This is a genomic window from Psychromonas sp., assembly GCF_041586535.1.
GTDB lineage: Bacteria > Pseudomonadota > Gammaproteobacteria > Enterobacterales > Psychromonadaceae > Psychromonas.
In genome coordinates this window covers 1-20,115 of the sequence record NZ_JBFGZY010000068.1, presented here as the reverse complement: position 1 = coordinate 20,115, position 20,115 = coordinate 1, and the positions used below count along the sequence as shown (strand labels likewise).

At 42.6% G+C, this 20,115-nt stretch carries 19 protein-coding genes; 10 read left to right on the top strand and 9 right to left on the bottom strand.

All coding sequences use genetic code 11. The features are described 5' to 3' along the window. Positions 1 to 111: 111 nt before the first annotated feature. Positions 112 to 276: a hypothetical protein gene (locus tag ABZA00_RS09255; RefSeq protein WP_372881876.1), complete on the bottom strand. Its 165-nt coding sequence runs from the start codon at positions 274 to 276 to the stop codon at positions 112 to 114. Between the two features lie 125 nt (positions 277 to 401). Then, entirely contained in the window at positions 402 to 2,054 is a 1,653-nt protein-coding gene (pgm, locus tag ABZA00_RS09250) for a phosphoglucomutase (alpha-D-glucose-1,6-bisphosphate-dependent) (protein ID WP_372881875.1), read from the bottom strand. 146 nt (positions 2,055 to 2,200) lie between these two features. Between pgm and ABZA00_RS09245 the strand changes: the two genes are divergently transcribed. Next, positions 2,201 to 2,362 carry a hypothetical protein gene (locus tag ABZA00_RS09245; protein WP_372881874.1) on the top strand — a complete coding sequence of 54 codons (162 nt, stop codon included), beginning with the start codon at positions 2,201 to 2,203 and terminating at the stop codon, positions 2,360 to 2,362. Positions 2,363 to 2,439: 77 nt separating this feature from the next. Here the strand turns inward: ABZA00_RS09245 and ABZA00_RS09240 are convergent, their stop codons facing one another. Next, on the bottom strand, positions 2,440 to 3,048 hold the full coding sequence (locus ABZA00_RS09240; RefSeq protein WP_372881873.1) for a replication initiation regulator SeqA: 609 nt from the start codon (positions 3,046 to 3,048) through the stop codon (positions 2,440 to 2,442). Between the two features lie 341 nt (positions 3,049 to 3,389). Here ABZA00_RS09240 and ABZA00_RS09235 point away from each other — a divergent pair, with 341 nt between their 5' ends. From ABZA00_RS09235 to fur, 5 genes are all read left to right on the top strand, one after another. Next, positions 3,390 to 4,193, top strand: coding sequence for an alpha/beta fold hydrolase (locus tag ABZA00_RS09235; RefSeq protein ID WP_372881872.1), 804 nt, complete (start codon positions 3,390 to 3,392; stop codon positions 4,191 to 4,193). 86 nt (positions 4,194 to 4,279) lie between these two features. Then, positions 4,280 to 4,501 carry a DUF2788 domain-containing protein gene (locus ABZA00_RS09230; RefSeq protein ID WP_372881871.1) on the top strand — a complete coding sequence of 74 codons (222 nt, stop codon included), beginning with the start codon at positions 4,280 to 4,282 and terminating at the stop codon, positions 4,499 to 4,501. Positions 4,502 to 4,595: 94 nt separating this feature from the next. Continuing rightward, the gene (gene ybfE / locus ABZA00_RS09225; RefSeq protein ID WP_372881870.1) at positions 4,596 to 4,865 is read left to right on the top strand and encodes a LexA regulated protein; all 270 of its coding nucleotides are present in this window, start codon (positions 4,596 to 4,598) and stop codon (positions 4,863 to 4,865) included. Positions 4,866 to 4,888: 23 nt separating this feature from the next. Continuing rightward, entirely contained in the window at positions 4,889 to 5,416 is a 528-nt protein-coding gene (gene fldA / locus ABZA00_RS09220) for a flavodoxin FldA (protein WP_372881869.1), read from the top strand. 31 nt (positions 5,417 to 5,447) lie between these two features. Then, a complete protein-coding gene (gene fur / locus ABZA00_RS09215; RefSeq protein WP_372881868.1) occupies positions 5,448 to 5,879 on the top strand; it encodes a ferric iron uptake transcriptional regulator in 432 nt (143 codons plus the stop codon). 151 nt (positions 5,880 to 6,030) lie between these two features. On the opposite strand, the gene argA is transcribed toward fur, so the two are convergent. The 6 genes from argA to clcA all read right to left on the bottom strand — a co-directional run bounded on the left by argA (position 6,031) and on the right by clcA (position 14,692). Beyond that, positions 6,031 to 7,365 carry an amino-acid N-acetyltransferase gene (gene argA / locus ABZA00_RS09210; protein ID WP_372881867.1) on the bottom strand — a complete coding sequence of 445 codons (1,335 nt, stop codon included), beginning with the start codon at positions 7,363 to 7,365 and terminating at the stop codon, positions 6,031 to 6,033. Between the two features lie 113 nt (positions 7,366 to 7,478). After that, positions 7,479 to 8,105: a trimeric intracellular cation channel family protein gene (locus ABZA00_RS09205; RefSeq protein WP_372881866.1), complete on the bottom strand. Its 627-nt coding sequence runs from the start codon at positions 8,103 to 8,105 to the stop codon at positions 7,479 to 7,481. Positions 8,106 to 8,439: 334 nt separating this feature from the next. After that, positions 8,440 to 11,562 (bottom strand): efflux RND transporter permease subunit, encoded by a 3,123-nt coding sequence (locus ABZA00_RS09200; RefSeq protein WP_372881865.1) that lies wholly within the window; start codon positions 11,560 to 11,562, stop codon positions 8,440 to 8,442. A gap of 2 nt (positions 11,563 to 11,564) precedes the next feature. Further along, complete coding sequence (locus tag ABZA00_RS09195) at positions 11,565 to 12,641, bottom strand: efflux RND transporter periplasmic adaptor subunit (RefSeq protein ID WP_372881864.1); 1,077 nt, start codon at positions 12,639 to 12,641, stop codon at positions 11,565 to 11,567. Between the two features lie 194 nt (positions 12,642 to 12,835). Next, a complete protein-coding gene (gene erpA, locus ABZA00_RS09190) occupies positions 12,836 to 13,186 on the bottom strand; it encodes an iron-sulfur cluster insertion protein ErpA (RefSeq protein WP_372881863.1) in 351 nt (116 codons plus the stop codon). A 93-nt stretch (positions 13,187 to 13,279) separates the two neighbouring features. Further along, positions 13,280 to 14,692 carry a H(+)/Cl(-) exchange transporter ClcA gene (gene clcA, locus ABZA00_RS09185; protein ID WP_372881862.1) on the bottom strand — a complete coding sequence of 471 codons (1,413 nt, stop codon included), beginning with the start codon at positions 14,690 to 14,692 and terminating at the stop codon, positions 13,280 to 13,282. Positions 14,693 to 14,950: 258 nt separating this feature from the next. Here clcA and hemL point away from each other — a divergent pair, with 258 nt between their 5' ends. From hemL to rraB, 4 genes are all read left to right on the top strand, one after another. Further along, a complete protein-coding gene (hemL, locus tag ABZA00_RS09180) occupies positions 14,951 to 16,228 on the top strand; it encodes a glutamate-1-semialdehyde 2,1-aminomutase (RefSeq protein ID WP_372881861.1) in 1,278 nt (425 codons plus the stop codon). A 262-nt stretch (positions 16,229 to 16,490) separates the two neighbouring features. Next, positions 16,491 to 18,770 carry a DNA topoisomerase IV subunit A gene (gene parC, locus ABZA00_RS09175; protein ID WP_372881860.1) on the top strand — a complete coding sequence of 760 codons (2,280 nt, stop codon included), beginning with the start codon at positions 16,491 to 16,493 and terminating at the stop codon, positions 18,768 to 18,770. 4 nt (positions 18,771 to 18,774) lie between these two features. Beyond that, the gene (locus ABZA00_RS09170) at positions 18,775 to 19,518 is read left to right on the top strand and encodes a 1-acylglycerol-3-phosphate O-acyltransferase (RefSeq protein ID WP_372881859.1); all 744 of its coding nucleotides are present in this window, start codon (positions 18,775 to 18,777) and stop codon (positions 19,516 to 19,518) included. A gap of 12 nt (positions 19,519 to 19,530) precedes the next feature. After that, complete coding sequence (gene rraB, locus ABZA00_RS09165; RefSeq protein ID WP_372881857.1) at positions 19,531 to 19,896, top strand: ribonuclease E inhibitor RraB; 366 nt, start codon at positions 19,531 to 19,533, stop codon at positions 19,894 to 19,896. Positions 19,897 to 20,115 lie beyond the last annotated feature (219 nt).

Genomic DNA, 20,115 nt, shown 5'->3' with positions numbered 1-20,115 from the left:
TACTGAAGGTAAGATTGGCCTTGGAATCATGATAAAATCCAAGACCGAACTGAGGGGGTACTAAAAATACGCTGTTTCTGGATGAGAACTAGCTAGACATAAAACTACGTTTTAGTCTTTGTTATTGATTTGATTCAGAACGTCCTGTTCTTCACCACTTCGTGGCCAGCTAAAGCTGTTCAAAATCGTTCCATACGATTTTGTGTAATTAGAACAACTAGTTACTGCAATCAACGCCTTGCTTTCATCCATTTTTTCTACGCCTAAATAGATCATCTAATTATCGGAATTGGTATAATTAAAAGTAACGCAGGCAGTCACTTTTTTGGAGGCTTTAACGAAAAAAAAAACGAGGGTCTCCCCTCGTTTTGCTAAAAAATTAACTCACATCATCTACCGGATCATAAGCCGGCTTTAACAAAAGCTTGTGCAACTATTTCCTGTGCTTCTTTTTGAATCAGTGCAATATGTTCGTCACCAAGAAATGACTCGGAGTAAATTTTATAGATGTTTTCAGTACCTGATGGACGGGCAGCAAACCAGCCGTTCTCAGTGGTCACTTTCAAACCACCGATAGCGGCGCCATTACCTGGCGCGTGGGTTAATTTAGCGGTGATTTTTTCACCTGCTAAGGTTTCCGCTTCAACCATATCCGCATTCAGATTAGCTAATACCGCTTTCTGTTCAGGGCTGGCTGGAGCATCAAAACGGGTATAAACCGGAGCGCCGAATTTTTCAGCAAATTCTGCATAATGCTCACCAGGATCTCTGCCTGTAACAGCAATAATCTCAGCCGCTAATAACGCGAGAATAATACCATCTTTGTCGGTGCTCCATACCGTACCATCTTTACGCAGGAAAGAGGCGCCGGCGCTTTCTTCACCACCGAAACCAAATGAACCGTCGAATAAACCATCCACAAACCATTTAAAGCCGACCGGCACCTCAGACATCTGACGACCAAGCTGTCCAACCACACGGTCAATCATTGAGCTAGATACCAATGTCTTACCTACTTTAGCATCCTCAGACCAGTCACTGCGATGGGTAAACAGATAATTAATTGCCACAGCAAGATAGTGATTCGGGTTTAATAAACCGGAGCTTTTGGTAACAATGCCGTGACGGTCGTAGTCGGGATCGTTAGCGATAGCGACATCAAATTTATCTTTCAGGTTTATTAAACTGGCCATTGCATAAGGAGAAGAGCAATCCATACGGATTTTGCCATCTTTGTCTAACGTCATAAAAGAAAAAGTCGGATCAACGCGATCGTTTACCACTTCAATATCTAAACCGTAAGTTTTAGCAATGGCTGGCCAGTATGCAACACCTGAACCGCCTAACGTATCAACACCAATTTTGATTCCGGCTTTTGCAATAGCATCTAAATCAAGCACATTTTTCAAATCATCAACATAGGGCTGAACATAATCGTATTCTTCAACTAAGTCAGATTCCATTGCTTCAGTGAAATCCCACTGCTGAATATCATCGAAATTATCATTCAAAATTTCATTGGCCCGATCCTGGATGATTTTTGTTACATCGCTGTCAGCAGGCCCGCCGTTTGGCGGATTGTATTTAAAACCACCATCTTCAGGAGGATTATGAGATGGAGTGATAACAATACCGTCAGCCAAATTATCCGGATTGGCTTTATTGTACTGCAGAATAGCATGTGAAATAACCGGTGTGGGTGTGTAGCCACCGCCAGCCTGCACTATCACTTTAATGCCGTTCGCCACTAAAACTTGTACAGCAGAAACAAAAGCAGGCTCAGATAAAGCATGAGTATCTTTACCGATAAACATCGGCCCGGTATACCCCTGCTTAGTACGATATTCAGCTAATGCCTGACTGATTGCCAAAATATGTAATTCAGTGAAAGCGTTCTTCAATGAACTGCCGCGATGCCCGGAGGTACCAAATGCCACCTGCTCACTCGCTACCGTGACATCGGGAAGGTTAATATAATATGCTGAAACTAACTTAGGGATATCGACTAAATCTTGAGCCTGTGCAGGTTGGCCTGCGCGGGGATGTATTGCCATAATATTTACTACCTCATAAGTTTAAATAAAAAATGTTGTTACACTGGGTATCTAAGCATTTGAAAGTCTATCTTCACATGCCTGGAGTATTCGGTTAAATATCGTTCACTAAACAAAACAGCTGTTATACCAATTGGATTAATTAAATGATCAGTTCGGACGCCAGAGAAAATGAATGCAAGGCATTGATTGCAAAAACTAGTTTTCCTCATTATACAAAATCGTATGGAACGATTTTGAACAGCTTTAGCTGGCCACAAAGTGGTGAAGAACAGGACGCTTTGAATCAAATCAATAACAAAGACTAAAACGTAGTTTTCTGTCTAGCTAGCATTTATTTTCGCAAGCATAAATAACCAGATAATTAGTCTGATTGGTATTACCATTAAATCTCATCTTTTATACGTTCGATCAAATGATGGGGGTACCCCATAGAGGCCATCATTTGCGTGATAATAATGCGTTTTCGGCCGGTATTCGCGTTAGTAATAACCCAAAATGGCGTATAGGGAATATCACGCGGCTTACTGGCTTTAAATAAGGCCAGTTCTTCTTCATTATCGATGGCTAATAATGCCTTTAAATTTTGTCCGAGGTAATCTCGGGTGCGCCCTTTGGTTTTTTCAGCAGCCGCTACAAAGGCATTTTTATTCTCGTGATACATAGTCGTCAACATCATCATAAATTTATTAGTAATGATCGTTTCTGTTTGAAATACTTCGCTTTCAAATAGCGCCTGAACGCCGTGAGACAGTGACGCCGGTAATGAAATATCAGCACTGGATTGCTCAGCAGTCGTGCCTGACTCCGCCGTAGTTATTTTCCGCGAAGGTGATTCGACTTTTTCCGCAGGTGCTGTTGAAACAGGCTTACTTTCAGAGGTATCAGGCAATGACAATAATCTACGTAGAATCTGTGAAGGCGTTTCTCCGAAGGCTTCAATATTAGCCAAAATATATTTATAAAGATCATCTTCTATTTCAATATTCTTCATTTTTTCACCATTCGTTATTCACCACTTTTCTTATTATTTTATTTTTATTTTTATTTTACTGTATTGTATTCTATTTCAGTCTGAAAATTAAAAAAATTTCACTAACAAACACTAACTACAAAATTTATATCAGAAATACAATTTTATAAAAAACAATCAGTTAATGTTGCAACTATGTTAAACTGAAAAAGATATTATTTTTTGGTCTATTCCGGAGCCAGTTAAAAGACAAGCATGCCTCTTCAACCTTTTGAATAGCCATTTTCATATTATCCGCAGACATATTGATTGTCATCGTCAAAAATGTCTGCCCATAATATTTCACTTTAAGACAGAATTCTATGATACTTAATTACCAACACAAGCAACCGGCTTTATCTGAATTAAAACAATCAGGTGAAAACATTTTTATCATACACGGGTTATTCGGTAGTTTCTCAAACCTCTTTTTGTTAGAGAACGAATTACACGACACACATCACACTATTTCTGTTGATTTAAGAAATCATGGCAGCAGTCCGCATGATAATTCCATGACTTATCATGAAATGGCTAATGATATTTTCAGATTAGCGGATCACCTTAATATAGAAAACTTTTCCATTGTAGGTCATTCAATGGGCGGAAAAGTGGCTATGGCCTGCGCTTTATTGAATCCACAGCGTATCAATAAAATAGTCGTCGCAGATATCGCCCCTGTTGCCTATCCGGAAAAACACAATGATGTTTTTAAAGGGTTAACAGCCGTTGCAAAAGAGCAGATAACAACCCGGAAAGCAGCGGATTCAATCTTAAGTGGCTATGTTAAGATGCCAGAAGTCCGTCAGTTTTTACTAAAATCACTGCGCAAACAGGGTGAATATTTTAAACTGCAGTTTAATTTAAGCGCACTCATCGCAAATTACGCTTCGATCCGAGGCTGGCCTGAGAGCGACAACATTTTTAATAAAAAGGTGCTTTTTATTAAAGGGTCTGATTCAGATTATATTAAACCTGAATATCAAAGTACTATTTTACGCTACTTTCCCAACGCGCAGGCAAAAGTGATAAATGGTACAGGCCATTGGTTACACGCAGAAAAGCCTAAAACCTTTAACCGCTTGGTAAAAGAATTTTTTAAATCAACAGACAATGCAGCTGTTTAACAAACTGACAAAGCGGACAAAATCGTATTCCCAATAACCCGCGGACTATGTTATATTCCCCCTTCTTTTTTGAATGGGGCCTTGATGTGTTACAAGAATACACTGAACAGATTGAGATAATTGGCCTGTATGGCTTTTACCTACTGCTTTTTTTATTAATAGGCCTGTCCATTCAAGATGTATTAAAACGCGGTAATGTGCCTAAATTTGGCCGGCAAGTAGTTTGGGCTGTCCTATTTTTTGGTTGTACAGGCTTTATCGCGAAAGCAATTATTGAAATAATTTGGACTAGTAAGGGTATTGGCTAGTCACAAAAAATACTCTAATGCACTTAACTAATGGTTGATTATATACCGTGCAGTTAACCCTATTAGCACAAGAATAGTAGTTTTAGGTAAAGAAATGGCAAAAGAATCATTTGATCGTATAACGCACGATCTTTTTGCTGATGAGATACGTCCAGGCAGACCAAAAAGCAATCCGTATTGTCGCCAAGTTCAGCTTAAGATCAATAAAAAGAAGCAGGTACTGCGCGATAAGCAGAAAGGTTTAAAACGTATTGAATTAAAAGTTGATGGTCAATTATTTGAAAAACTGAATAGACTATCAAAAGAGCAGGAAATTAGTCGTGGAGAGTTAATTAATCAGTTACTTCACGAACAGTTAAATTAATTTAAAAATAAAGGTAATCGACAATGGCTAGTGTAGGTATTTTTTTTGGTAGTGACACAGGCAACACAGAAGCTGTTGCTAAAATGATCCAAAAAGAGTTAGGTCAACAATTAGTTGAAGTTAAAGACATTGCCAAAAGTACCAAGGAAGAAATTGCAGAATTCAGCTTACTGTTATTTGGTATTCCAACCTGGTACTACGGTGAAGCGCAATGCGACTGGGATGATTTTTTCCCTGAATTAGAAGATATTGATTTTAATGATAAGCTGGTTGCTATCTTCGGCTGTGGTGATCAGGAAGATTATGCGGAATATTTTCTTGATGCTATGGGACAATTGGGCGATATCGTTGAAAGCAAAGGTGCTATCATTGTCGGACACTGGCCTATTGCCGGTTATGATTTTGAAGCATCAAAAGCGCAAATTGATGATGAGCATTTTATCGGCCTTGGTATCGATGAAGATCGTCAACCTGAACTAACTGCTACTCGCGTAAAAGAATGGTCAAAACAAGTTTACGATGAAATGTGCCTTGCCGAACTTGCAGATTAATTACCCGTCACTCACACAGTAGGGATCCAGCATGTCTATAGAACACGATGCATTAAAAGAAGCCGGACTGAAAATAACGTCCCCCAGGGTGAAGATTTTAAGCTTATTACAACAGCCAGAGAATCAACACATTAGTGCCGAAGATCTTTATAAAAAATTACTTGAGCAAGAAGATGAAGTGGGCGTGGCAACTGTTTACCGCGTACTAAATCAATTTGACGATGCGGGTATTGTCACCCGCCATCATTTTGAAGGTGGTAAATCAGTATTTGAACTTGCTAATCAACACCATCATGATCACCTTGTCTGCTTAACCTGTGGGGAAGTCATTGAGTTTAATGACAACATTATTGAACAACAGCAAAAGCTGATTGCTGAAAAATACGGTATTAAATTAACCAACCATAGTCTTTACCTGTACGGTGAACCTATCGATGGCAAATGCAACCATAAACCAAAATGAATACCTGTATTGAAATAACCTAAGCTCTGGATAAGAAAATCGACACAATGACGCTTTCATTAATCCAGAGTTGAGGTTAAATAGTAATACGTGTAACAACAAGACCCCATTTATAAAAATGTAAATGGGGTCTTGTTGTTATCAGCGTAATTTAACGAATCTTGCGAACTAAGATCTTAGAGTTGCGTTTAAGGTTATACAGCTCTTTTTTAGCCTTGGGCAATTGACTAAGCTCAGCAAACTCAAAGCCTCTTTCTCTAAACCAATGTATACTTTGTGTGGTCAAAACAAAAATAGAATCTAACCCCAGCGCCTTTGCTTTACGCTCTATATGCAGCACCAAATTATCTGCTCTTGCGCTTCTGCGGTATTCGGGGTGACTGACCAGACAGGCAAGCTCTCCCATTTTTTCATCTTCAAAAGGATAGAGCGCAGCGCAGCCGATAACCATACCGTCACGTTCAACAATTTGAAAATGTCCTATTTCATTCTCCAATAACTCACGTGAACGCTTAACCAGAATCCCCTGTTTTTCTAAAGGTTCTATCAGCTCCAGTAAACCACCGATATCATCAATAGTGGCAGTTCTGATTCTCTCATAGCTTTCTTTTACAATTTGAGAGCCCACTCCATCACGGGTAAACAGCTCTTTCAGCAGAGCCCCCTCTTCATAATAACTAATCAAATGACTGCGTGAAACTCCCGATTTACACGCCGCCAGTGCTGCTCGTAAAAAACGTAATGTACCGGAGGCCTGATCCGACTCTTTCTCCATAATATCGATATGCTCTTGAGCTTCACTAGGCAAAAGTTCGGTAATAACATTACCATCCTCATCCAGTACCCCGGTATTGGAACAGAAACCGATGAATTTATCGGCCTCTAACCCCACAGCTACCTGCGTTGCCACCTCTTCTGCCAGCAGATTAAACACTTCACCGGTCACCGAATAACCAATAGGTGAAATAACCGGAATAGCGCCAGAAGCAAGCTGGGTTCTTATGCCAACCACGTCAATTCTTCTGACCTTACCGGCATGGCAGAAGTCAACACCATTTTTAATACCTATAGGCTGCGCAGTTACCACATTACTGATCACCGTACGTATCGCCGCCCCCTGCATTGGCGAGTTCGCCAAGCCCATGGATAAACGTGATTGTAATTCAATTTGTACCGCGCCAACGGCCTGTTTTATCAGGGTCAGACTTTTGTCGTCGGTGATACGCAAATCATCAGCAAACTGACTTTCATGGCCATGCATCTCCAACTGTTTTTGAATTTGTGGACGCACACCATGCACTAAAACCAGCTTCACGCCCAAACTGTTCAATAATGCAATATCATTGATAATATGCTGAAAATTATCGGTTTCTAAGGCTTCCCCTCCGATCATTAGAACAAAGGTTTTTCCTCTGTGCGCATTAATATATGGCGCCGAATTACGGAACCAGTCTACTAACTGTTTTGAATCTTGTACTACGTCCATTACAACACCTATTTAAACTCTTAATTAAGATATGTTATCAACCGTCTGGCGAAAATGCATCAATAAAAATTCATTGCTAATGATTGTTTATTCAACTCAGACGTTGCAAAAGGTTAAGCTTCTCTGTCCGAGCTGAACACCGGCAGAGTAAGATGCCAGTATATTGCGCTCAGACGTAATATTAATGTTCCGCTGATTGCGATACTCATAGCTAAAATAGGAGTCAATTCAATGTACTTGCAAAACACAAATAAGACCCCGCCAAGAATAGATGCGGTTGCATAAATATCTTTCTGCAGAACAAAAGGAATTTGACCGCTGAGCAGATCCCGAATCATCCCCCCCACGACGCCAGTTATACACCCCATGCTAATGGCAACAGGCCCGCTAAAGCCCAGGGACAATGCCTTTTGGGCACCGATAACGGTAAAGGTCGCCAGGCCAAATGCATCCAAAATAAGCAATAAATAAGGGGGTGCGCGATGAATATGATGTAACCACCAGACACTTAACGCCGCAGTGATTAAAATAACGTAGATGTAGTTATTATCAACGATCCAGAACACCGGCGTTGCGCCCATCATCATATCCCGAAGTGTACCGCCACCGATACCAGTCACTCCGGCAAGAACGATGATGCCAAAGGGATCCATACGTAAGCGGGTAGCCACTAATACTCCCGAAATCGCACAGGAGATCACACCGATCATATCGGCAATATAAATAAATTTTTCTAACATAGTTGACTGTCCACTGTTCCTATTTCCCTTTCAGATGCCGCTACAGAATAAAGCGGCATGAGTATACAGCAGAGCAATTCATTTAGGTAAAAATTCAGTGTAATCAGCAGTTATACCAATTGGATTAATTAAATGATCTGTTTAGGCGTCAGGAAAAATAAATGAAAGCGAGGCATTGATTGCAGTAACTAGTTGTTCTAATTGCAAAATCAATAACAAAGACTAAAACGTAGTTTTATGTCTAGCTAGCATTCATTTTAGCAAGTATAAATGAGTAGATAATTATCGGATTTGGTATCAATAAGCTTTCATCGAGTGCTGCTTAGGAAAGTGTTTATTTTATTTTGCGGGACAATGCAAACCCAGCCATGTATCTTGAAACATTGGCGCCAATCATCAACAAACAGGGAGTTAAAACCAGTGTTAACAGGGTTGCAAAGGTCAGACCACCGGCGATGGCGGTGGCAAGTTGCGCCCACCATTGCGTGGACGGGGCACCAAACTCAATGCTGCGGTTAAAAAAATCCAGATTCACTTTTAACACCATCGGCATCAACCCGAAAATAGTGGTTACTGTGGTTAATAATACCGGTCTGATGCGTTGCGCACCGGTTCTTAATATTGCCTCTTCAATACTTGAGGCACTGTTTTTTAATACATTAAAAGTATCAATTAAAACGATATTGTTATTAACAACTATCCCCGCCAGGGCGATAACACCGATACCCGACATAATAATGCCAAAAGCACTTTGACTTAAAAAAAGACCGAAAAAAACCCCCGTGGTTGAAAAAACCACAGCGCTCAAAATTAAAAATGCCTGGTAAAAAGAGTTAAACTGCAGTACTAAAATAAGTGCCATAACGGATAACGCCACTATAAAAGCACTTTCCAGAAATTCAGCCGATTCCTGCTGATCTTCATTTTCACCACGAACTTTTAAACTTACACGCGGATCTAACCCCAAGTCGGGTAATTCATTTTCCAGCTCCGGTAAAATAAGACTCAGATTATAACCTGCTGCGATATCTGCCCCCACGGTCATCACAATACGGCTATCCACTTTTTTTATTGATGACTGTTTTGCAGAGGGCATAAAGGAAACAAACTGGCTGATCGGCACCTGTCCTGCGCTGGTCTGCAGGCGCAGTGCTGAAAGTTTACTTAAGGTACGCTCTTTTTCCGGGTAACGGACGCGGATATCCAACTCATCATCGACATCATCGGGGCGATAGGTACCCAACATCAACCCATTAGTCAAAAACTGTACGCTGCTTCCGAGCAGGGTTGCATCGGCGCCATAACGGGCAGCGTCGGCGCGATTAATCTTGAGTTGCCACTCAACCCCCGGTTTCTCACCATCATCTTCAATATTCACAAAATACGGTTTTTTCTGGAGCAGATAATGAATTTTTTCTGCACTTTCCTGCAATAGTTCCGGGTTCCTTGAGCTGATTTCAATTTGTAACGCTTTACCGGCAGGCGGGCCCGCCTGATCTTTTTTAAGCTCAATTTCAACTCCGGGCAGATCTCGGGTACGTGTTTGGATATCAGCAATAATTTTATTAGCGCTGCGCCTGTCCTGCCAGTCATGCAGATTGATACGCATATTACCAATCAATTCACCTGTTTCGTCTCCGGTTTTCAGGTAAAGGGTATCGATTTCATCACTGAGCGGTAAGATTTTCTGTTCAATACGCGACATAATCTCATCTTGTTCATAGATCGAAAAATCACCGTAAGAGCGTACTTTGACATTAATACCGGCAGGCTCTACTTCCGGAAAAAACTCGACCCCTAAATTTGATTTTGCAAATAAGACAACCCCGGAAACAGCGATAGCTGTCGCGGCGAATAGTACCAGCCAGGGACTTTTAATCGCTTTATTGAGTGTTTTTACATAAAATCCGGAAAAACCGCTTAAGGTTAACAGGTCTCCGCTTTCTGCTAATAAAGCATTCTTTTTTTCCTGTTCAGATAACAAGCGTGGTTTTCCAACCACACAGCCCAATACAGGAATAAAGATCAGCGCCATAACAAGGGAAGCAGTTAAAGTGGCAATCAATGTCAGCGGCAGGTATTTCATAAACTCTCCGGTAATACCGGGCCAGAATAATAGAGGTGCAAAGGCAGCCAGGGTTGTTGCTGTTGAGGCAATAATCGGCCATGCCATGCGCCTTGCCGCATGGAGGTAAGCTGTATGACGGGATTCACCAGCTGCCATCGCCCGATCCGCAAACTCAGTAACGACTATCGCACCATCAACAAGCATCCCGACTGACATAATCAGCGCGAATAACACCACAATATTGACGGTAATGCCGGAGGCCCAAAGTACTAAAATACCGGTTAAAAATGAACCTGGAATTGCAATGCCAACCAAAGCCGCACTTCTTAATCCCAGAATGGCGATAATCACAATTACCACTAATAAAACTGCGCTGAGGACATTATTCTGCAGGTCGTTAAGCATGGTTTTGACATCTTCAGAACGATCGCCTGCATAACTGATCTGGATATTATTGGGTAAGAGATCTTCATTATCGCTCATAAAAGCTTTAACTTTAGCAACCGTATCGATGATATTTTCCCCTGGACGCTTAACCACTTCCAGAGAGATGGTCGGCAAACCATTGACCCTGACAAAACTTGTCGGGTCTTTAAAAGTACGCCGAATCCGGGCAACATCGGCAAAGGTGATCACCTTATCAGCGTCAACCTTAATCGGCATCTCCAAAACATCTTTAATGGTAGAAAAAACCGCGGGCACTTTAATGGGAAAGCGTCCTTTTCCGGTATCCAAAACACCTGCTGCGACCAGACGGTTATTACGGGAAACCAGGTTGTAGATATCATTCATATTAAGCCGGTAACTTTCCATCAACAGCGGATTAACCAAAATTTCCACCATATCTTCACGGTCACCACCTATTTTCACTTCCAGCACTTCTGCAAACCCTTCTATATTATCCCGCAGAGTGCGAGCCAGGGTCACCATCGCACGCTCCGGTGCACTGCCTGACAATAAAATAGTCAAGGCAGGGTTTTCAGTCGCCAAGGTCACCTGCCGGACAATCGGCTCGTCCCCGCCCTGAGGTAATTTCCCCTTTGCCTGATTGACCTGCTCACGCACATCAATTAACGCATCTTTAATGTCAATCCCCACATAAAATTCCAAAATAACCGACGCATGACCGGTACTTGCCGTTGCTTTCATCTCCTTTATTCCCTCGAGACCACGCAGCTCCTGCTCTAATGGTCGTAACAGAAGGCGCTCAGCATCTTCAGGGGAGATCCCCTCATGGCGGACAGATATATATATAATCGGGATAGGCACATCCGGTTCAGCTTCTTTGGGGATATTAATATAAGCCCCAAGACCGGCAGTCAATAAAAAGGCCAGCAGCATTAATACAGCGCGTTTGCGGGATAATGAGGCCTCAATAATGGTGCGCATGATTACTGCTCCGCCGCAATGGCCTGCACGCGGTCGCCCGGTTTAACAAACCCCTGTCCCAGGGTAATAATATCCACCGCGCCGGGAAAACCTGTTAACCAGGCACCGTCATTGCCAGCCTCAACCAGTTCAATCGCGGTAAAAACAACCTCTCCGTCTACAACTGATTTAACGCCTAAATTACCGTTTTCATCCATTGCTAACGCTGAAGGTGAGACGTAAACGGCCTGTACGCTATAAAGCGGAATGACCAGCTCTGCACTGATTCCGGAAAAGATTTTCAAATCCGGATTGGTAAACTGTGCTTCAACAGCAAAAGTACTGCTGCGCGGATCCGCTACTGCTGATACATAGGTTAATTTACCGCTTAACACCTCGCCCGATAACAGCGTTGCAGTGACTTTCTGGTTTACACTAAGCTGGTTGACATGGTGCTCCGTAGCATCACCGCGAAAAACGATCGGATCAATGTTTTCTATGCTGAAAACAGGATCGCCAACTTTGACATAATCGCCCTGTTCCACAAATTGCTCCTGCAGAATACCCGCAAAAGGCGCGCGAATATTCGTGCGAGCCAGCATCAGGCGTAATACTTCAACTTCGGACTTAGCCATTAATAATAAACTGTTTGCTTCAGCCAGGCGGATACTTGCCTGCAAACCTCTGGCATTCAGCGATTTCACCGCATCATAATTTAACTGCCGCTCATCGAGCAACGCTTTGGCTTGGCCGAGCCTGACAGGTAATTCATTTTTATCTATATCGACTAATCTATTTCCCAGTTGTACATATTGCCCCTTGGTCGCCAAACTGTTGATAATTACCCCCGCGACCTCAGCACGGACTACAGCCCGACTATTGGCTTTACTGCGCGCATATAGGCTTAATGACTTGGTTATTTGTTGAGGGATTAAGTGAGTTACCTGCACCTTGGGAAGAGTTTCTTGTGCTGTTTTTTTTGTTGCTAGCGGTTGATGTTCCAGGCTGCCGGAAAACATCCACAAGAATAGCAGGCAGGCAATAAGCAGCGCAATCCAATAAGGGCGATAGGAAAAAAAATGGATAATTCGAGCAAACATAAGCAGGCCTTAATCAAAAGCATAACTTATAATCTAGTCGATAAAAAACTACTGCGCGAGTTAAATAAACAAGGAGTGGTTGACTGGGATAATATCTAATCAGAAATAAGAGAAGATTAAAAAAAGGTTTTCAGCAAATTATTCGCACCGGGCTAAGAGTATGCCTGTGCGAATAATTTTGCAAAGAGCAAAGCTTATATTGAAAAAGACGAACCGCAACCGCAAGTCGCCGTGGCATTGGGGTTATTAACAAAAAATCGCGACCCCTCTAAACCATTAACATAATCGACGGTACCGCCGACCAGGTATTGCAAACTCATAGAATCAATCAATAACGTCACACCATCATTTTCGATCAAGGTGTCACCTTCATTTACTTTTTCATCAAAAGTAAAACCGTACTGAAACCCTGAACAGCCACCGCCCGTCACGTACACACGTAATTTTAATGCTGGATTGTTTTCTTCCGCAATCAGTCCTTTGACTTTATGCGCAGCACTGTCACTAAAATAAATTGGCATTGCCATTTCGACTTCGGATGTCATCGTAACCTCTAAAAATTTGTAAGCAGAGAATCATTATCCAGTACCTGACTAACGAGTTCAAGTATTAACTCATGTAAATTCTCTTATTAAACACTACCTTTGCTTGCGATCCAGATGCTGCATCGCTTTGCGTGTCTGTTCTTCACGTTTCTGACGCATAGACAGACGCATGGTCCGCTCAAGTAACTGTGTATAAATTGGACGTCCGCCAAGCGTCTGCGCAACCATTGTCGCCCCCAGGCAGGTCACGATTAAGGGTAAAATCATCTCATAATTACTGGTCATTTCAATCACTAATAATATGCCGGTGATCGGCGCGCGTACCGATGCTGCGAATAACCCGCCCATCCCGGCGATAGCAAACCTGCCCGGCTCGGTCACAATTTCGGGAAATAAAGCATGCCCGGCCAATCCGAATAACATACCAAATAATGTGCCCAGCGCTAAGGTAGGCGCAAAAACACCACCTGGTGCACCGGAGCCAAAACTAACCAAAGTAGTTAATGTGCGGAAAAGAAAAATAACCATTAAGCCACCAGCGAAATAGTGCCCGCCTGCTATCTCGGGAATCAGTTCTATACCGCTATAGGCGAAGGTTGGCTCCAAGATAGATAAAGCGCCAAAAACAGCCCCGAGAAACAAGCCGATAGCGACAAAACGCCAGCGTTTATTTTTATGGATAAACAGATACATATCCTGCGTGGCAAGCAGCATTTTATTAAAAAACAGACCGATCACGCCAAAACAAAAACCCAAGAGCAGATATAACCATAATGACAGCAGATTAGGATGTGAATATTGGGTAACGGTGATCACCGCATCCTGATCCGCTACAAAACGCATCACAATCGTTGCCATGACCGCGCTCATAAAAACACTTTTTGTAGAGGTTAAGCTGTAATTAAATTGTGAACGCATCTCTTCAATAACAAACATTATCCCGGCAAGTGGTGCATTAAAGGCTGCAGCTAACCCCCCGGCAGCGCCCGCCGCTAACAGCGCCTGCGCATCAGTTTTATCAATTTTAAAAATATCTGAAATCATTCGCCCGATATTGCCGCCTAACTGTACCGATGGCCCCTCCCTGCCCAGAGCCATACCACTGCCAAGGGCTAATAAACCGCCGAAAAACTTTACCGGAATGACTCTTTTCCAACGTACCGGACGCATTCCCTCCATGGCACCTTCAATCTCAGGAATACCACTGCCGCCGGCTTCCGGCGCAAAGCGATGGGTCAGGTAGAATGCCAAACCGGCCATCAATGAAGAAACGGGGATGGCAATCACCCACAGCGGAATATTAGAATCACCAAAAGAGGCGATTAAATGTAAACGCTGTTCGCTCACCCAGACGATACCATGATCAAATAAGGCGGACATAGCGCCGGCTAGAATACCAATAAAGGCCGATAACCAAATCAGCAATGAACTATTTTTACGGGTAAAAAAGCGCTCTATAAGGCGTTTAGGGAGATTAGTAATCCATGTCGGTCTTTTTTGATTCATTAAATAAAAACAACTATTTTTTAGGTAAGAGAATGAAAGTAGCGGTTCAAACAGCACCAAGCACAAATGCAAGGTCAACATTATATAAAACAACACCTGAAACTAAAATGATGTAACGCAAAAAAAACTACGTGCAAAATTATAAATAGCCAATTAATCAAAGAGTAAAATAAAAAATTGCAGACAACAAGCGTATATACATAAATAAAGGATTTGTTATCATAGAGGTCTAATTTGATGGTATTTACTAGGACCTTTATGAGCATATCCAAGCAGCTTTTCGATCGAGCACAAGCAATTATTCCCGGTGGCGTTAACTCCCCGGTTCGCGCATTCAATGGCGTTGGTGGCGGCCCCGTTTTTATTGAAAAAGCACAGGGTGCCTACATATATGATGTCGATAAAAAACAGTACATCGACTACGTTGGCTCATGGGGACCAATGATTCTCGGCCATAATCATCCCGATGTAAAAGCGGCTGTTATAAGCGCTGCGGAAAATGGATTAAGTTTTGGTGCTCCCACTGAAATTGAAATTACCATGGCGGAAAAAGTGAAAAGTTTAGTCCCGTCAATGGAACAACTGCGTATGGTCAGCTCGGGTACTGAAGCGACAATGAGTGCGATACGTTTAGCGCGTGGTTACACCGGTCGCGACAAAATTTTAAAGTTTGAAGGTAATTATCACGGCCATGCGGACTCATTATTGGTTAAAGCGGGCTCAGGCGCACTCACTCTGGGGCAACCAAGCTCACCGGGAATTCCAGCAGACTTTGCCAAGCACACCTTAACGGCAACTTACAATGATCTCGCCTCTGTAGAGCAGTTGTTTACTGAATACAAAGAACAAATCGCCTGCATTATCGTCGAGCCCGTTGCCGGTAATATGAACTGTATTCCACCTGAAAACGGATTTTTACAAGGACTAAGAGAGATCTGTGATGCCAATGGTGCTTTATTAATTTTAGATGAAGTGATGACAGGTTTTCGCGTCGCTCTGGGCGGCGCACAAGCTTATTACAATATCAAACCTGATTTAACAACCTTAGGCAAAGTGATCGGTGGCGGCATGCCCGTCGGTGCCTTTGGTGGTTGTAAAAAAGTGATGCAGCATATCGCCCCGACCGGCCCGGTTTATCAGGCGGGTACGCTGTCTGGTAATCCAATCGCGATGCATGCTGGTTTAGCAGCGCTCACTGCTCTGGATACACCGGAATACGCAAAACTTGCAGAACAAACCGAAAAATTAGCACTGGGTTTAAAGCGAGTGGCGCAGGAAGAAAATGTTCCTCTGGCAGTAAATTATGTAGGTGGTATGTTTGGCTTCTTCTTTACAGAAGAGGAAAAAATCAGCAGTTACGCACAAGTTTGTGCCTGTGATGTAGAAAAATTCAAAAAATTCTTCCACTTGATGCTCGAACAGGGTATTTATCTTGCGCCATCAGCCTTTGAAGCCGGATTTTTATCTTTAGCACACAGTGATCAGGATATTGAAAACACCCTGATCGCCGCTAAAAAAGCATTTTCAATGCTATAAAAAAACCGGAGCTTATCTGGATTCAGATAAGCTCCTGAAGTTAAATTCAATCACCAGAGAGTGGCTGCGTTGGCAAATGACCATCTTTATTGAAAACCAAACTGGCCAATAAATAACATAATATTGCAACTGCTATAACCTCAGTTCAAGATGCGCGTGGTATTTTTCGCGGATCTCTCAATAGTTCATTTGTATTTTTTTCTTACACTGCATTTACGTTATAATCAACGTTTTTGCACTCCAATAAACAGGGTCGTTTCACATGAGTGATCTAATAGATTTAAGCTTAGAAGGTATTGAAAAATTACCGCTAACTAAATTTACCGAAGATGCCTACCTTAACTATGCCATGTATGTAATCATGGACAGAGCTTTACCGCATATCAGTGATGGTCTAAAACCCGTGCAAAGACGCATAATCTATGCCATGTCAGAACTGGGTTTATCCGCACTTGCCAAGTATAAAAAATCAGCGCGTACTGTTGGTGATGTATTGGGTAAATACCATCCCCATGGTGACAGTGCCTGTTATGAAGCTATGGTACTGATGGCGCAGCCTTTCTCCTACCGCTACCCGTTAATTGACGGGCAGGGCAACTGGGGGGCACCCGATGATCCCAAGTCATTTGCCGCAATGCGTTATACGGAGTCGCGTCTGTCGGTGTTTTCCGAACTGTTACTCTCTGAAACGGGGCAAGGCACCACGGATTGGAAACCCAATTTCGACGGCACCCTGAAAGAGCCGGTATTACTGCCGGCACGTTTACCGCATATTCTATTAAACGGCATAAGCGGTATTGCGGTCGGCATGGCAACGGATATTCCGCCCCATAATGCCCGTGAGGTCGCGGCGGCCTGCTGCCATCTGATTGATAATCCCAAAGCCAATCTGGATGATTTAATGGATTTTGTGCAGGGACCGGATTATCCCACTGAAGCTGAAATAATCACCCCCAGGAAAGAGATAAAGAATATTTACGAAACCGGCCGCGGCAGCTTTAAAAGCCGTGCTGTCTATGCTGCGGGCAATGGTGAAATTGTTATCAGCGCACTGCCGCACCGTGTTTCCGGCGGCAAAATTCTAAAAGAAATTGCCAAACAGATGCAGGATAAAAAATTACCCATGATTGCGGATCTGCGCGATGAATCCGATCATGAAAATCCGACCCGGCTGGTCATTATACCGCGCTCCAATCGTATTGATATTGAAGCGTTAATGAACCACCTGTTTGCCTCAACGGATTTGGAGGTTAATCATAAAGTTAACCTGAATATGCTCGGACTGAACCAGCGGCCGCAGGTTAAAGGATTAGTCTGCATTTTAAATGAGTGGCTGGTGTATCGGATAAATACCGTACGTCGCCGTCTGCAGTTCCGCCTGGATAAAATCTTAGCGCGCGTGCATATTTTAGAAGGGTTACTGGCCGCTTATCTGAATATTGATGAAGTTATTGAAATCATCAGAACCTATGATGATGCGAAAGCGGAATTAATGTCTCGTTTCGGGCTATCTGAAACTCAGGCGCATGCTATTTTAGAAATCAAACTTCGTCAGCTTGCCAAACTGGAAGAAATTCAAATCCGCGCAGAGATGGAGTCACTTCACACCGAGCAGAAAAAATTAGAGCTTTTATTAAGCTCAGAACGACGTTTAAAGACCCTGGTTAAAAAAGAGATCCATGCGGATGCGCAAAAATATGGCGATGATCGCCGCTCCCCCCTTATTGAACGCCTAGAAGCAAAAGCCCTCACCGAAAAAGAGTTAATACCCAGTGAAGCGGTAACGGTTGTCTTATCAAGTCAGGGTTGGGTTCGTGCTGCCAAAGGTCACGATATTGATACTCAGGCATTAAATTATAAATCCGGTGATGAATTTCTTACTCAGGCACAGGGAAGAAGTAATCAGAGTTGTATATTTATCGATGCTGCCGGACGGTCCTATTCTCTGGATACACACTCCCTGCCCTCCGCCCGTTCGCAGGGAGAGCCGCTGACCGGACGCTTTAACCAAAATGAAAATGTGCCTTTTGTCTGTGCGTTAATTGGTGATGATCAGGATCGTTTTATTATCAGCAGTGATCATGGTTATGGTTTTATTGCCCAATTTGCTGATATCAATAGCCGCAATAAAAATGGTAAGGCGCTGATCAACCTCACCGCTAACGCACAATTAATGCCACCGAAAAAACTTACAGGCAGTGATGATGACTGGTGCTTAACGATCAGTAATGAAGGCCGTATGCTGCTCTTTCCGGTAAACAGTTTACCCAGCTTAAGCAAAGGTAAAGGTAACAAGATGATTAACATCATTGCCGCAAAAGCGACTAAACGCGAAGAGTTTGTTACCATGCTGGAAATTATCCCCGAGGGAAGTTCTGTTACCTTGTACGCAGGTAAACGCAAACTTACTTTAAAAGCCAGTGATTTAGCTCATTATCAGGGCGACCGTGGCCGACGCGGCAGTAAATTACCGCGCGGCTTACAACGCGTTGATAAAATAGAAATTATTGAAGCCGAACAACTAACCTCAAGAGACTCTTAATATTATGTTATTTATTATCCGTGCAATAATATTGCTGGTAATGGTTATTCTGATGACCATTTATTCATTATTTTACTGTTTATTCAGCCCGCGCAACCCCAAGAACACTTACCATTTTGCGATGTTATTCAGCAAAATGTCCTGGTTGTTCGGTCTGAAGGTGACCATCCGTATTCCTGAAAGCGCCAAAAACAATGGCTCAGTGGTTTATCTGGCCAATCACCAGAACAGCTATGACATGGTGACGGTATCGGGCGCGGTGCAACCCGGTTCAGTGACTATTGGTAAAAGAAGTCTGGTGTGGATCCCCTTTTTCGGCCTTATCTACTGGCTAACGGGTAACATTCTGATTCACAGAGAGAATCAAAATAAATCACGCAATACCATTAACCAGGTAGTAGAGCAGATGCGCGCTAAAAATCTGGCAGTGTGGATATTCCCCGAGGGAACCCGCAGCCGGGGCCGGGGTTTATTGCCTTTTAAAATGGGCGCATTTCACACAGCATTACAAGCAGGTGTTAATATCGTACCAACAGTGACCTCCAACACCCACAACCAAGTGGATCTGAACCGCTGGGATAATGGTGAAGTGATTGTAGAAATGCTCGAGCCTATTGATATTAGTCAGTACAAAAAACGTGAAATTCGTCGCTTAATGCAGGACTCTTACGCTATTATGTCCGCAAAATATCACCAGTTGAATCAAGAAGTGAACCGCCCCGATATTAATTCAGAAAGCGGCGATTAAGAGGAATTAAAAATGGAAAAAGCATTAAGTTTAGAAGAGCTGCTGGCTGAGCATCGCCAGGAAACGGAAGAAATTGTAGAAGCGATTCTAGAAGACGGCAGTGACCCTGATGCTGTTTATATGATCGAACATCACCTCTCCTGTACGGATTTTGATGTATTGGAAAAAGCGGCTGTCGCCTGCTTCAAAAAAGGTTATGAAGTTACCGATCCTGAAGAATTTGAATTAGAGGACGGATCTATCATCCTAAGTTTTGATGTTGTTGTCGAAATGAACCTCGATGAAGAAGCGATTATGGAAGATGTTGAGAAATTACTGGTGTTGGCACAGTCATTCTCAATTGATTATGATGGCTGGGGAACCTACCCGGAAGAGTAATAGTAAATCCTGTTATTCATGTTCAAAATCCGAATACTCGCTTTTGAACATGAATAACACGCAACAACGATCAATATCTTATACCAATCAGATTAATTATCTGATCATTTATGCTTGTTAAAATAAATGCTAGCTTCGTTATTGATTTTGCAATTAGAACAACTAGTTACTGCAATCAATGCCTCGCTTTCATTTATTTTTCCTGACGCCTAAACAGAT